The sequence below is a fragment of the Pseudooceanicola aestuarii genome (assembly GCF_010614805.1).
Classification (GTDB): Bacteria; Pseudomonadota; Alphaproteobacteria; order Rhodobacterales; family Rhodobacteraceae; genus Pseudooceanicola; species Pseudooceanicola aestuarii.
Genome location: NZ_JAAFZC010000006.1, coordinates 94,187 through 106,718, shown reverse-complemented (window position 1 = coordinate 106,718; position 12,532 = coordinate 94,187). Strand labels below are relative to the sequence as shown.

Genomic DNA, 12,532 nt, shown 5'->3' with positions numbered 1-12,532 from the left:
CCCCGCCATGGGACAGGATGATGAACAGCGGGCCGTCATAGCCCGCCTGGTTCAGCCGACCGGTCAGCCGTTCCATGTACAGCTTCACGATCGGGCCGACATAGGCATTCACCACCGTGGTCGACAGCCGTTCGTATTCCTTGATCTGCGGCAGCACCTCGGAAGAGACGGAGACATAGGCATCGGGCATCATCTCGGCCACGATGCGGGCAGCGCGGCGTTCGTGGTCGGGATTGCGGTAGGCATGCAGGAAGCAGATGGCGACCGCCTCGACCCCGGCGGTGCGCAGCACGTCCACCTCGGCCCGCAGGGCGGCTTCGTCCAGCGGGCGGACCACGGTCCCGTCATGGGCGATCCGTTCCGCGACCGGGCGGCGCAGATCGCGCGGTACCAGCGGGGCCGGAGGCGCCATGCGCAGGTTGTAGCGATCCGGCTTGAGCCCTTCGCGCATTTCCAGAATGTCGCGATGCCCCGCCGTGGTCAGCAATCCGGTCTTGCGGCCTTTCCGCTCCAGCAGGGCATTGGTGGCGACGGTGGTGCCATGCACGATCCGGTCGGTCCGCGCCAGCAGTTCGGGCAGGGAAAGGTCAAGCCGGGCGGCCAGGTCGTTCAGACCCGTCAGCACCCCGATCGATTGATCTTCGGGGGTGGAGGGGGATTTGCAGATGGTGGTCCGGCCCGCGTCGCTCATCGCCACGAAATCGGTGAAGGTGCCGCCGACATCGATGCCGATCTTGTAGGTTGTGGTCATGTCGCTCTCCTTGCTCCGGGCGTCGTCCGGAACCTGTATTCGGTCTGGATGGGGACGGGTCAGAGCAGGCCAAGCGCCGCGTCGCGCGCGCTGGCCTTCGGGTTGCGCTGATCGGCCGGGCCCCAGCCGCCGCCGCCGGCTGACCGGATGCGGAACAGGGTGTCCTGCGTGATGGCGATGCCGAACTGCTTGGTCCGCAGGGCGGTTTCCCCTTCGGGGGTCTGCATCCGGTAATCGTGCGGTTTGCCGTCCTGTCCGCCCGCGATGCCCGCCGATCCGTGGCGCACCCCCTCGCCCGCCGTGTGGGCATAGGCGGGCACCTCGACGCGCAGGTCCATCGAACTGCCCAGACCGCCCCGGAACTGGCCGCCGCCGCCCGATCCGGGCCGGAATTCATGGGTCTCGAAGAACAGCGGGAACCGCGCCTCGCTGACTTCGACAGAGCCGAACTTGATCCCGCCGACGGAGTGCCATTCCCCGGCCCCCGACCAGCCATCACCCGCCGAGGAGGCCCCACCGCCGGGCCGGGCATGGAACAGATGCCAGACAAAGGGGCGCCCGTTGCGCGGATTCTGCCCCGTGATCGACATCCGGAACCGCCGCGACCACCCGGCCGCGCACCGCTCCGGGCAGGCGGATTGCAGCGCGCGGGTGATCGCCTCCACGATCTCGTTGGCGGGGTGGGTCGTCGACATGGTGACGGGGGCCCCTTCAAGCGGGTTCACGATGGTGCCGGGCTTCAGCTTCACATCGAGGATGCGGAACACCCCGTCATTCTTGGGAATCTCCGCATCGATCAGGTAGGCGAAGGCCATCGCCACCGCCGCCTGGGTGTTCGCAAAGGGCGAATTCACGAAGCTGTCGGACTGGGCATCCGATCCGGTCAGGTCAACCTCGAGATCACTGCCCCGGATGGTCACGCGGGCCCGGATCGCCACATCCTGCCGGCCGCGTCCGTCGTCATCCAGATAGGCCACGCCGTCGTAGCTGCCGTCGGGCCAGTCCTGCACGATGGCCCGGGTGCGCCGTTCCGCGGCGTCGAGGAAAAAGCCCACGGCGGCGGTGACCGTCTCGGGGCTGTATTCGGCATAGAGCCGATCCAGACTGCGCTGCCCCATCCGGGCCGCCCCGATCATCGCGCTCAGATCGCCCCGGAATTCGCGCGGAAAGCGCACGTTCAGCAGGATCATGTCGATGACGTCATCGCGCATCCGTCCGGCCTCGGCCAGTTTCATGGGGGGCAGGCGCAGCCCTTCCTGCCAGATTTCGCTGGCCTCGGGGTTGTAGGCGCCATGGGTTGCGCCGCCGATATCGCCCATATGTGCCCTGACCACCGCCCAGAGGCGCCGCTCCCCGCCTGCGAACACCGGGACAAAGACAGTGACATCGGGCAGGTGGCTGCCGCCGGTATAAGGATCGTTCAGCACGATCACGTCTCCCGGCGCGATATCGTCGCCAAATCGGTCCTCCACCGCGCGCACCGCCCAGGGCAGGGCACCGACGTGGACAGGGATATGATCGGCCTGGCTTATCAAGCGGCAATGCCGGTCAACCAGCCCGATGGAGAAATCGCGGCTGGCGTTGAGGATCTGGCTATAGGCCGTGCGCAGCATCGCCTCGCCCATCTCCGCGACCAGAGAACTCATGCGGTTCTGGATAACCGCATAGGAAATGGGGTCTATACGGGGGGGTTCGCGGGCGGGCGCGGGGTCTGGCACGATGGCTCTCCTGTCGTCTTCTGCCCGTATCGGGCCCAAAACGGAGGCGCGACGCCAATATGAAGTTCCTACGATATTATAATGAAATTTGTATAAATACGCGTTTTCAGCAACTTACCCTTCGCGGATGTGGATTTTCTCCACGACATCAAGCAGCTCTCCGATGAACGGTGCGTAGTTATCGGGCATCCAGACCGCGTAAAGTTCCACCGGGGGGCTGTAATCCATGATCGGACGGTAGACCACGTCCGGGATCTGCATGCGCTGTGCAGAACGCGGCACGAGGGCACAGCCGAAGCCTCCACCGACGAGGCAGAGCATGGTGCTCATCTGCGAGGCGTCCTGAATGGTCGTGGGAACATAGCCGGCCGACCGGCAGACATGCAGCATGAGATCCCGAAACCCCGGCGCCTCCTCCCGCGAGAAGATCACCAGGGATGTGCCGCTGAGTTCCGCCAGGCGCACACTCTCCCGGCGGGCAAGGGGGTGATCGGCGGAGAGGGCGACATAGAACGGATCGGTGTGTACCAGGCGGATGCTCATCCGCTCATCCTCGACCGGGGGGCGTACAAAGCCGATATGGATGTCCCCGCGTTCAAGCGCGCTCAATTGATCGGGCGAGGCCAATTCGCGCAACGACACCTGGACGTTCGGACGGCGACGGCCAAAGGCCTGAAGCACCGGAACCGCGAATTCCAGGGCCGCCGTGCCCGTCACGCCGATGATGAGGCGCCCGCCGTCCTTTGACCCCTCCTGCCGCGTCAGCTTTTCCGCGCGCGTCACCTTGGCCAGGATCTCGCGCCCTTCGTGCAGCAACGCCATGCCTGCGGGGGTCAGTCCGATCGGACGCGTCGATCTGTCCAGAAGCTCCACCTGAAGTTGCGCCTCCAATTGCTTGATCTGCTGGGACAGGGCGGGTTGGGCGATATGCAGCATCTCGGCGGCCTGGCCGAAATGGCGTCTCTCGGCGAGGGTCACGAAATATCTGATCTGGCGAACATCCATTCGCGAAGTATGTCCACAGCGCCCGGAACCTCAAGCGCGATGACCATGCCCCCGTGACCCAGCGAACGGGTCGGGAAACGCGTTTACCTTAGCCCGGCGGGTCATGTCCTGCTGGAGCGCGCCCGCGAAATCCTGGCCCTGAACGACGCCGGGATCGAGGCGGCGCGGCGCACCGCGAAGGGCATGATCCGTGAAGTCCGGGTCGGGTATATGCCGCTGGCGCTGCTGATCGGGGGGATCGCGCCGGCGTTCCAGGCCTTCCGCCGGACCCTGCCGCATTACGAGGTGCGCCTGTTGTCCACGCCCAGGAACGCCGCCCGCCTGCGGGCCTCCATCGAGCAACTTGATGCCGGAACGGGCGAAGAGCGTGAGCTGATCGAGTGAAGTTGGTGTTCTCCGTTCAGGCCTGGAAAGTTTACCAGCATTGGGTAGAGACGAACGACAAGGTGAAGGAGCGGATCAACGACCTGATCCGCCAATGCAAACGGACCCCGTTCAAGGGTACCGGCAAGCCGGAGCCGCTGAAAGGCGATCTGACCGGCTGGTGGTCGCGACGGAACTCCCGCGAGGACCGTATGGTCTACCGGATCAGTGGAAGCCCCCCCAATCAAAGCCTGGAGATCGCGCAGCTGCGGTTCCATTATTGAGGGACGGGGCGCGGGTTGGCCAGGCGATCGGCCCTGTTGCGCGTCCACGGCGCCGGGCTGGCGCCGGAGACCGGGTCAGATGACGGCCCCGCCGTCGGCGACCAGGCCGGAAACCTCCGCGTCCGACAGCCCGGCCTTGCCCAGGATTTCGGCGCTGTGCTGGCCGACCTCCGGGCTGGCCTCCGACAGGCGCGGCGCGCCCGGCACCAAGGGCAGGGGCACCTGACCCACCACCGGGTGGTCGACCCAGTCGCAGGCGCCGATTTCGGCGACATGCGGATCGGCGAAATAATCGGCGTAGCTGTTCACCACCGAGTTCATCACGTCGGCTTCCGTCAACCGCGCGGCCCAATCGCGCGAATCCCGCGTGGCAAAAGCCGCGATCAGAAGCGCGTTCAACTCGTTCTCATGCTCCAACCGGTCGAGCGAGCTGCGGAACCGCGGCTGCCTTGGCAGGTCGTCACGACCCAGGGTGCGGCCCCATTCACCGGCCAGGGGTTCGACCTTGATGACCTCGGCGCCGTGCATGGCCATCAGCTGCGTGGCATGCGGCCCGGCGACACCGGCGGTGAAGTCCAGAACCCTCATCCCCGAGAAGGCGCCTTGCAAGTCAGTCATCCGCGATGCCCCCCTTGCGGCGGGTCAGCCCCAGCCCTGTCACCGTCGCCGCGCCGAAGACGGCAAGGCAGCCGAGGTAAGGCAGGAAGTGGCGGAAGTGCAAGCCCATCCAGGCCGGTACGACCACAATCGCCAGCACCGCCAGGCAGATGCTCCCGGCCGCGGCGCAGGCCATGACGATGGGAATGGTCGCCCGGATCCCCGTTTCGAACCCGGCGCCGTGAAGATGCCCGGACCGTGTGCGGATCGAGGCAGAGCCCCGCGGAACGACAAATCTCCGCCGGCATGTCTGCGGGCGGAGATCCGTTCAGGTGGGGTAGACTTCGATGCGTTCAATAAAGATCGCCGAACAATTCCCAGCGTTCTCCGTTGAATTTCATCAACTGCATGTTCTCGATCACACCGTAATCCTCGGGACTGGTGTTCACGGCGATGCCGGGCAGGAGCATGGGGGGCACGTAATCCTTGAGGTTGGCAGCCTGCCGGATCACGTTCTCACGGCTCAGGTCGTCGCCCGCTTGCTCCAGCACCTGCACCAATGTGTTCGCTGCGGCATAGCCGTAGGCCGTCAGGATGCTGTTCTTGTCCCCATCGGGGAAATATTGGTCCATGAAGGCGGTCCATTCCTTCATGTCGGGGGCGTCTGCCCAGGTCGGGTCGGTCGGGTCCTTGATATAGGCTGCGGAAATGATGCCTTTCGACGCCTCGACCCCGGCGGGGCTCATCACCGCACCCACGGAATTCGCCACGCTGTTGAGGAGTTGCACGGGCGTCCAGTCGATTTCATGCGCCTTGCGAATGGCCTGTGCCGCCGCCTTGTTGGTGGCGATGTTGACGAAGACCGTCGCGCCCGAGCTTTTGAGCGACACGACCTGCGAATCCACCGTCGGGTCGGATGTCTCGTAGGATGCTGTGGCGACGATCATGTCATCGGCCTTGTCCCCCAGGCCTATACGCAGCCCTTCGAGAACCTCGCGGCCGTAATCGTCGTTCTGGTACAGCACGGCGACCGTGGCGTCGGGATGCTCTTGCAGGATGTAGCGCCCGTAGATGGTGCCCTCCCCTTCGAGTGTGGGGTTCCAGCCGAAGGTCCAGGGATAATCCTCGGGGTTGGTAAAGGTCTTCGCCCCGCTGGAGGCGAACAGGTGCGGCACTTCGCGCCCGTTCAGATACTTGTGGATGGCCGTGTTGGCGGGCGTGCCCAGGGTCTGGAACACGGCCAGAACCTCGTCACGTTCCACCAGCTGGCGCGTGCGCTCCACCGTCTTTGGGGGGCTGTAGGCATCGTCATAGGACATGAAGACGATCTTGCGACCGTTGATCCCGCCCTCGGCGTTGATCTTGTCGAAATATGCCTGCTCCGTCTTGGCAATCGTGCCATAGGCAGAGGCGGGGCCGCTGTAGGCGGTGGTGTTGCCGATGCGGATTTCCGTATCGGTCACCCCCGGCATGTCCGCGGCCATCAGGGGTTGCGTGGCAAGAAACGCAAAGGCCCCGATGATGGTGGCCTTGACCGCCGACCGTGCCGACGAAGTTCGTGATGTCATGACTTCTCTCCCCAGAAGCTTTGCAAGATAACCAAGAGGTCACGCCCGCGGCAATGCGGGCACCTTGACCAACCCGGTCAGCACGTACCCGGAATTAGCGGTTGGCTATTCCTCCCTCACGTGGAAGTTTAGTCGGGTTGTCTTGCACCGGGCTAGGTGACCTCAACTGATAGTGGCCATCATTCGATGTGATGGCCCCCGCCGAAGTCACGGAAGGGGCGTATCGTATGGATTTGAAACAGCTATCGTATTTCATGCTCATCCACGAACACGGCAGCATCAGCAAGGCCGCCGCTGCGGCAGGTGTCGTGCAACCCGCGCTGAGCTCGCAGATCAGAAAGCTGGAGGCCGAGTTCGGTGTTCCGCTTTTCGTGCGAACGCATCGCGGTGTGGTGCCCACGCCGGCAGGTGACAGGATCTACCAGCTTGCCGTGTCCATCACCGCCAACATCGCTGACGCCAAGCAGGAGCTTTCGGCCCTGGTGGAGGCGGACAAGGTCGGTGGCCGGATCAAGGTCGGCTTTCCACCGTCGCTTGCGCGGGGGATATTCAGCCCCCTGATGACCAATTTCACCAGGGATTTCCCGAACGTGCAGGTCACCATGATGGAGGCCTTCAGCGGCACCCTGACGGAATGGGTGATTGACGGGCGTATTGATTTCGCCATCGGGGCGGTGCCGGTGGACGTCGCTGGACTGCGCCAGCGCAAGATCCATACCGACAACATCGTCCTGATCTCGGGCCAACCCATCGCCGGTGGCCAGCTAGAGCCGTGCCGGCTGGACAATATCCCCGGTCTCAAGTTGATCCTGCCGTCGCAGGCGCACAGTTTCGGCACGGTGGTTCGGCAATATCTCGAAGAGGGCAAGATCGTTGCCGACGCCACAGTGGAGGTGGACGGGACTTCGGGGGGGATCGCGTTGGCACGCTCCACCGACTGGGCCGGTCTTTGCCCGTTCTGCGCCGTGCATGGGGAACTGGAGCGCAACCAGATCTACGTCAACCCGATCGTGGCGCCCGAACTGAAGTGGGATCTCTACCTGCTGTATGACCAGAAACGCCCCCTGACCGCCGCGGCCCACCGGTTCATTTCCCTGGTGGAACGCGAACTCGCCCAGTTGAAGAAGACATGGACCGAGCTGAGCCAGGCCACGGCGATCGCCTAGCCTGGCCTGCCCGCCCATCGGGGTCGACCGGCGGTGCTACCCTGCGCGCTTCCCTCCGCCAAGCCGGGTGTAGAGCCAGGCGGCGATCTGCTGGGCGCCGTTTGGCAGCACGAAGATCACCAGCAGCAACAGCGCGCCGAAGACGGCTCCGGACAGGCCCTGCGAAATGCCGTCTGCGATGTTGGGGACAAAGATGACGAAGGCCGCACCGACCAGTGATCCCGGCAACCAGCCGATCCCGCCCACGATCATCCCGACGAATAGCAGGATCGCCAGTTGGAAAGTGAAGCTGTCCACGGCCACGAACTGCACGGCAATCGCGCTGAGCGCCCCGGCGATGCTGGCAATCGCTGCGCTGAGCCCGAAGATCAGCGTCTTGTAAAGCGCGACATTCACACCCATGGCTGATGCCGCGATCGGATTGTCGCGCAGCGCCAGGCAAGCGCGCCCGGTCCGCGAATTCAGCAGAGAAGAGCCGAACAGGAAGACCAGCACGCCGACCCCCAACGTCAGATAATAAAGCCACGCGTCATCGGAAATCGGCAGGCCCATGGGCGCAGAAGGCTTGTCGACGAACAGGCCCTGCACACCGCCGGTCCATTGCTCGAATACGTGCAGTTTGATGATCGGGGGAGTGGCCACCGCCAGGGCAAAGGTCGCCATGGCCAGGTAGACCCCCGTCAGCCGCAACGCCGGAAACCCGAAAAGGAAACCCGCGCCGAACCCGATCAGCGCCGCAACGGGCAGGGTCAGAACATAGTGGATGCTGGTCTGATCCAGCAAGATCGCCGCCGTATAGGCCCCCACCGCGTAGAAGGCGCTGTGGCCCAGGGAGACCTGGCCGCTTGTGCCTGTCAGCAGGTTCAACCCCAGTATCGCGATGGCGTAGATCAGCCAGAGCGTCATCTGAAACACGAAGAAGTTCTTCACGAATGCAGGGGCGAGCAGCAGCACCAGCAGCACTGCGCCCAACAGGTACAGGGTGATGCGCCGCCCGGGGCCTGCATGGGATGTTCCGGGGTCGGAAGGCGCGGCGGTGCTGGAGGTGTTGCCTGTAACCATGTGTCAGACCCTTTGCGTAATCTTGCGGCCGAACAGGCCATTCGGTTTGAACGAGAGCACGGCGGTGATCACGGCCAGCGCCAGGGGCAGCTTGATCTCGTGACCGACGCCGGGGATGTAAGTGCCGACGAGATTCTCGAAGACCCCGACCAGAAAACCCCCGGCGACCGCGCCTGCCGGGCTGCCCAGCCCGCCCAGAACCGCCGCAGCAAAACCGTAGAGCAGGATCCCGGCCATCATGTTCGGCTCCAGGAAGACCACGGGTGCGATCAACATTCCCGCGACGGCGCCGATCGCACTGGCCATGCCCCAGCCCAGGGACACCATCCGCCCGGTTCTGATCCCGACCAGCCGCGCGGATTCAGGCAGCGTCGCGGCGGCCCGCATGGCCAGCCCGACCCGCGTGAACTGGAAGAAGAGGTAGAGGATGAACAGCAGCACCATGGAAATGCCGATCATCGCTGCCTGGTGGGTGGAAATCAGGCTGCTGCCGAGGAAGGGGGAGGTGCCGAAAGGGTAGGGGAAGGGTTTGATCGTGAAGTCCCAGACAAGGCCGGCCACGCTGTTGAGGATCATGAACAACGCCACGAATCCGGCCAGGTGGGTCAACACCGGGGCCTTGGCAAGCGGCCGGAACAGCACCCGGTCGATGGCCACGCCGCCGCAGAACGCCATGATGATCGTCAGGAAGAAGGCGGGCCAGTACGGCACGCCCCAGGCCATCAATTGCCAGGCGAAGAAGGTCGAGAACATCGCCATTTCGCCCTGCGCGATATTGAGATGGTCGATGGTCTTGTAGATCATGACCAACGCCAGGGCGATGCAGGCATAGATGGCGCCGGTTGCCAGTCCGGACAGGATCTGGCCGATAAGAAGTTCCATTCCGTCGCCCCCTTAATAGCCGAGATAGGATTTACGCACTTCGTCATCCTGCGCGATTTCATCCGCCGGACCCGACATCGCGATCTCGCCGCTGGCGATCACGTAGGCCTTTGTCGCGATCTTCAGCGCCAATTGCGCGTTCTGTTCGACGACCAGGATGCTGACCCCGTCATCGCGATTGACCTGTTCGAGGATCTCGAACAATTCCTGCACCACCAGCGGCGCCAACCCGAAGGAGGGTTCGTCCAGCAGCATGAGCCCGGGCCGCAACATCAGGGCACGGGCGACCGCAAGCATCTGCTGCTCTCCGCCGGACAGCGTTCCGGCCTGTTGCGACCGACGCCGTTTGAGGATCGGGAACCGGATGAACATCTTGTCGATGTCCTCTTCGATGGCGCGATGGTCCTTGCGGGTCATGGCGCCCAGTCGCAGGTTTTCATCGACTGTCAGCGGGGTGAAGGTGCCGCGCCCCTGGGGCACGTGGGCCACGCCCATCTCGACAATGCGCTCGGTGCTGCGTCCCGATATCCGCTGACCGTCCAGGCTGATCGTGCCGGTGGTGCGGATCATGTTGCAGATCGCGCGCAGGGTTGTCGTCTTGCCTGCGCCATTCGCACCAAGCAACGTCGTGATCGTCCCTCGTTCCATCGACAGGGACAGCCCGTGCAGGGCCTGAACCTGCCCGTAGAAGGCATTCAGGTTTTCGATTTCCAGAAACGCGCTCATGTGTCCCCGCCCCCCAGGTACGCTTCGATGACCCGTGGATGGGCCTGTATCTCTGCCGGCGTGCCTTCGGCCAGTTTCCTGCCGAAATTCAACGCGACCACGTGATCCGCGATCGACATCACCAGGCCCATGTGGTGTTCGACCAGCAGGATGGATGTCCTGAACTCGGTGCGGACGCGCTTCATCAGGTCGCCCAGGACGAAGACTTCCTCCTGGTTCAGCCCACCCGCCGGTTCATCCATCAGCAGGATCCGGGGTTTCGCGGCCAGGGCCCGCGCCAGTTCCACCCGCTTCTGGGTGCCGAACGGCAGATTGGCGGCGGTGACATCCAGCACGTCGGCGATCTCCAGCAATTCCGCGATTTCGGTCGTCGCGGCCCGGATCTGCGCCTCGGTCCGGCGGGAGGTGGGCAGGCGCAGGGCATCGCTGATCACGTTGCCCCGCGTCAGCGCGTGCATTCCGACGCTGATATTGTCGCGTACGGTCAGATCGGCAAACAGCGCGACATTCTGAAACGTGCGCCCGATGCCGACCTTGGCAATCTGGTGCGCCGGCCGGTTCAGGATCGACTTGCCGTCCAGCACGATATCGCCCTGCGTCGGGTGGTACAGCCGGCTGAGGCAATTGAAGAGCGTGGTCTTGCCCGCGCCATTGGGCCCGATAAGGCCGAGGATCTCATCCTGCGCAATTCCGAACGACACGCCATCCAGGGCAACGATACCGCTGAATTCGACATGCACGTCCCGGACATCCAGGATTGTTTCGCTTCTGTGGGTCATGTTGGTTTGTCTTCCCGGGTTCTGCGCGGTCACGGTTCAATGCAAGAAAGAGCCGCCGTCGACAACGAGGGTCTGGCCGGTGATGAAATCGCTGCTGCGCGAACACAGGAACAGGATCGCACCGGCCAGGTCTTCGGGCACCTGTTCGCGCGGGATCGACCGACCGTCGATCTGGGCAGACATCACCGCATCGGTGCCCATGGTGGCGTGGTCGCGCATCTGCTCGGTCATCACCAGCCCGGGCGATACGCAGTTCACCCGGATGCCATGCGGTCCCAATTCCCGCGCAAGGGAGCGGGTCATGCCGACGACTGCCCCCTTGGAGGCGACGTAATGCGGCAATCCCGCCATACCTTTCAGGAACGTGCCGGACCCCATGTTCACGATCTTGCCGTATCCTGCCCGGCGCATGATTGGCGTGACCGCCTTGGTGCATTCGAACACGCCGCGCACGTTCACGTCGAACACCCGCGTCCATTCCTCGCTCGAGATCGCTTCGATCGGCTTGAAATCCAGAGCACTGGCAAGAGCTGCGTTGTTGATCAGGATGTCGGGGTCTCCGAAGGTCCGGCAACAATGATCCACCATGGCGGCGACCTGCGCAGGGTAGGTCACATCGGTCCGGACAGCGGTCACCTGTCCCCCGGCACGGCGGATGGTTTCGACCGCGGCATCGCAGGGGGCGATATCCGCCAGGACGACGCGCGCGCCTTCGGCCGCCAGATGTGCGGCTGTTTCCGGACCGATCCCCTGTGCCCCGCCAGTGACGATGGCGATCGCATTTTCAAGTTTTCCCACGTTCTCTCATGCTCGCTATTATTGGAATTCGGGGTTCAGCCGCAGGCATTGCAACCACCGTCAATGGGTATGACCGCGCCGGTGATGTAGCTGGACGCCGCAGAGGCAAGCAGCATTGTCACCCCCTTGATTTCCTCCGGCTCGCCGATCCGGCCCAGGGGAACCCGCCCGGCAAAGGCCTCCTCCACCGTCCCGTCGTGCATTCGGCCATTGCCGATATTCGTTCGGATCGGACCGGGCGCAATGGCATTGATCAGGACATTGTCCCGGGACAGCTCGATCGCGGCTTGCCGGACCAGGTTCGCCGTCGCCGCCTTGGTCGCGGCATAGGCATAGCCGACCATGGTCTCACCACGCAGCCCGGCAACGGAGGAGGTCACGATGATGCGGCCGGATTTCTGCGGCCGCATGTAGCTGGCCGCCATCTGGATCGTGTTGAACACGCTGGTCAGGTTCAGTTCCACGATGCCCGTCCATTCCTGCGGTGACACGGCCGCCAACGCGCCAGCCGGATTCAGGGGGCCGGCACCGGCGCCCTTGCCGGCATTGGCGCAAACGATGTCCATCCGCCCCTGCCAGCCGTAGGCCCGGGCCATGGCCTCCGTCAGTTGTGCTGCATCCGCGACATCCGCCACCACGCCTTGAGCGCGTCCGGGACTGCCGTCCAGAGCCTGGGCCAGCGCAAGGACGCTGCGATCCAGATCGACAAGCGTCACATTGGCCCCGTTTGCCAACAGCACCTCTGCCATCGCGCGGCCGATGCCGTTGGCGGCGCCGGTCACGATGGCGTTCTGACCCTGGATGTCGAACAGGCCGGCGGCATTCATCATGTG

Annotated in this window: 15 protein-coding genes; 3 read left to right on the top strand and 12 right to left on the bottom strand. The window is 64.2% G+C overall.

All coding sequences use genetic code 11. From position 1 onward, the window contains the following. The 3 genes from G5A46_RS19405 to G5A46_RS19395 all read right to left on the bottom strand — a co-directional run. The coding region (locus tag G5A46_RS19405) for a hydantoinase/oxoprolinase N-terminal domain-containing protein (RefSeq protein ID WP_163852247.1) at positions 1 to 751 on the bottom strand (751 nt) is incomplete at its 3' end. A gap of 59 nt (positions 752 to 810) precedes the next feature. Further along, on the bottom strand, positions 811 to 2,469 hold the full coding sequence (locus G5A46_RS19400; protein WP_239521133.1) for a hydantoinase B/oxoprolinase family protein: 1,659 nt from the start codon (positions 2,467 to 2,469) through the stop codon (positions 811 to 813). A gap of 114 nt (positions 2,470 to 2,583) precedes the next feature. After that, positions 2,584 to 3,474, bottom strand: a complete 891-nt coding sequence (locus G5A46_RS19395) for a LysR family transcriptional regulator (protein ID WP_275585276.1) — start codon at positions 3,472 to 3,474, stop codon at positions 2,584 to 2,586. 183 nt (positions 3,475 to 3,657) lie between these two features. Between G5A46_RS19395 and G5A46_RS19835 the strand changes: the two genes are divergently transcribed. Both G5A46_RS19835 and G5A46_RS19385 read left to right on the top strand, forming a co-directional pair. Next, positions 3,658 to 3,858 (top strand): type II toxin-antitoxin system Phd/YefM family antitoxin, encoded by a 201-nt coding sequence (locus G5A46_RS19835; protein ID WP_163852243.1) that lies wholly within the window; start codon positions 3,658 to 3,660, stop codon positions 3,856 to 3,858. Continuing rightward, complete coding sequence (locus G5A46_RS19385) at positions 3,855 to 4,121, top strand: Txe/YoeB family addiction module toxin (protein WP_163852241.1); 267 nt, start codon at positions 3,855 to 3,857, stop codon at positions 4,119 to 4,121. Before G5A46_RS19835 ends, G5A46_RS19385 begins: the two co-directional genes overlap by 4 nt. A 75-nt stretch (positions 4,122 to 4,196) precedes the next feature. Here G5A46_RS19385 and G5A46_RS19380 read toward each other — a convergent pair whose 3' ends face one another. The 3 genes from G5A46_RS19380 to G5A46_RS19370 all read right to left on the bottom strand — a co-directional run bounded on the left by G5A46_RS19380 (position 4,197) and on the right by G5A46_RS19370 (position 6,286). Beyond that, entirely contained in the window at positions 4,197 to 4,739 is a 543-nt protein-coding gene (locus G5A46_RS19380) for a CoA transferase (protein ID WP_163852239.1), read from the bottom strand. Beyond that, complete coding sequence (locus tag G5A46_RS19375) at positions 4,732 to 4,914, bottom strand: hypothetical protein (protein WP_204318818.1); 183 nt, start codon at positions 4,912 to 4,914, stop codon at positions 4,732 to 4,734. Before G5A46_RS19375 ends, G5A46_RS19380 begins: the two co-directional genes overlap by 8 nt. 157 nt (positions 4,915 to 5,071) lie before the next feature. Next, complete coding sequence (locus tag G5A46_RS19370) at positions 5,072 to 6,286, bottom strand: ABC transporter substrate-binding protein (protein ID WP_163852235.1); 1,215 nt, start codon at positions 6,284 to 6,286, stop codon at positions 5,072 to 5,074. Positions 6,287 to 6,513: 227 nt separating this feature from the next. Between G5A46_RS19370 and G5A46_RS19365 the strand changes: the two genes are divergently transcribed. Further along, the gene (locus tag G5A46_RS19365; RefSeq protein ID WP_163852233.1) at positions 6,514 to 7,452 is read left to right on the top strand and encodes a LysR family transcriptional regulator; all 939 of its coding nucleotides are present in this window, start codon (positions 6,514 to 6,516) and stop codon (positions 7,450 to 7,452) included. 36 nt (positions 7,453 to 7,488) lie between these two features. On the opposite strand, the gene G5A46_RS19360 is transcribed toward G5A46_RS19365, so the two are convergent. Genes G5A46_RS19360 through G5A46_RS19335 form a run of 6 tightly spaced genes read right to left on the bottom strand, consistent with a single transcriptional unit; the run spans position 7,489 to position 12,529 of the window. After that, entirely contained in the window at positions 7,489 to 8,514 is a 1,026-nt protein-coding gene (locus G5A46_RS19360) for a branched-chain amino acid ABC transporter permease (protein ID WP_239521130.1), read from the bottom strand. A gap of 3 nt (positions 8,515 to 8,517) precedes the next feature. Next, on the bottom strand, positions 8,518 to 9,396 hold the full coding sequence (locus tag G5A46_RS19355; protein ID WP_163852231.1) for a branched-chain amino acid ABC transporter permease: 879 nt from the start codon (positions 9,394 to 9,396) through the stop codon (positions 8,518 to 8,520). Between the two features lie 12 nt (positions 9,397 to 9,408). Further along, positions 9,409 to 10,122, bottom strand: a complete 714-nt coding sequence (locus G5A46_RS19350) for an ABC transporter ATP-binding protein (RefSeq protein ID WP_163852229.1) — start codon at positions 10,120 to 10,122, stop codon at positions 9,409 to 9,411. Further along, positions 10,119 to 10,901: an ABC transporter ATP-binding protein gene (locus G5A46_RS19345; RefSeq protein ID WP_163852226.1), complete on the bottom strand. Its 783-nt coding sequence runs from the start codon at positions 10,899 to 10,901 to the stop codon at positions 10,119 to 10,121. Before G5A46_RS19345 ends, G5A46_RS19350 begins: the two co-directional genes overlap by 4 nt. A 36-nt stretch (positions 10,902 to 10,937) precedes the next feature. Next, on the bottom strand, positions 10,938 to 11,699 hold the full coding sequence (locus tag G5A46_RS19340; protein ID WP_163852224.1) for an SDR family NAD(P)-dependent oxidoreductase: 762 nt from the start codon (positions 11,697 to 11,699) through the stop codon (positions 10,938 to 10,940). 35 nt (positions 11,700 to 11,734) lie between these two features. Next, positions 11,735 to 12,529, bottom strand: a complete 795-nt coding sequence (locus tag G5A46_RS19335) for an SDR family NAD(P)-dependent oxidoreductase (RefSeq protein ID WP_239521127.1) — start codon at positions 12,527 to 12,529, stop codon at positions 11,735 to 11,737. Positions 12,530 to 12,532: the final 3 nt, after the last annotated feature.

Excerpts from the sequence above, each read along its gene's own strand:
- G5A46_RS19395 (WP_275585276.1), bottom strand. The coding sequence starts at position 3,474 with ATGGATGTTCGCCAGATCAGATATTTCGTGACCCTCGCCGAGAGACGC.
- G5A46_RS19835 (WP_163852243.1), top strand. The coding sequence starts at position 3,658 with ATGATCCGTGAAGTCCGGGTCGGGTATATGCCGCTGGCGCTGCTGATC.
- G5A46_RS19380 (WP_163852239.1), bottom strand. The coding sequence starts at position 4,739 with ATGACTGACTTGCAAGGCGCCTTCTCGGGGATGAGGGTTCTGGACTTC.
- G5A46_RS19375 (WP_204318818.1), bottom strand. The coding sequence starts at position 4,914 with ATGGCCTGCGCCGCGGCCGGGAGCATCTGCCTGGCGGTGCTGGCGATT.
- G5A46_RS19370 (WP_163852235.1), bottom strand. The coding sequence starts at position 6,286 with ATGACATCACGAACTTCGTCGGCACGGTCGGCGGTCAAGGCCACCATC.
- G5A46_RS19365 (WP_163852233.1), top strand. The coding sequence starts at position 6,514 with ATGGATTTGAAACAGCTATCGTATTTCATGCTCATCCACGAACACGGC.
- G5A46_RS19360 (WP_239521130.1), bottom strand. The coding sequence starts at position 8,514 with ATGGTTACAGGCAACACCTCCAGCACCGCCGCGCCTTCCGACCCCGGA.
- G5A46_RS19355 (WP_163852231.1), bottom strand. The coding sequence starts at position 9,396 with ATGGAACTTCTTATCGGCCAGATCCTGTCCGGACTGGCAACCGGCGCC.
- G5A46_RS19350 (WP_163852229.1), bottom strand. The coding sequence starts at position 10,122 with ATGAGCGCGTTTCTGGAAATCGAAAACCTGAATGCCTTCTACGGGCAG.
- G5A46_RS19345 (WP_163852226.1), bottom strand. The coding sequence starts at position 10,901 with ATGACCCACAGAAGCGAAACAATCCTGGATGTCCGGGACGTGCATGTC.
- G5A46_RS19335 (WP_239521127.1), bottom strand. The coding sequence starts at position 12,529 with ATGATGAATGCCGCCGGCCTGTTCGACATCCAGGGTCAGAACGCCATC.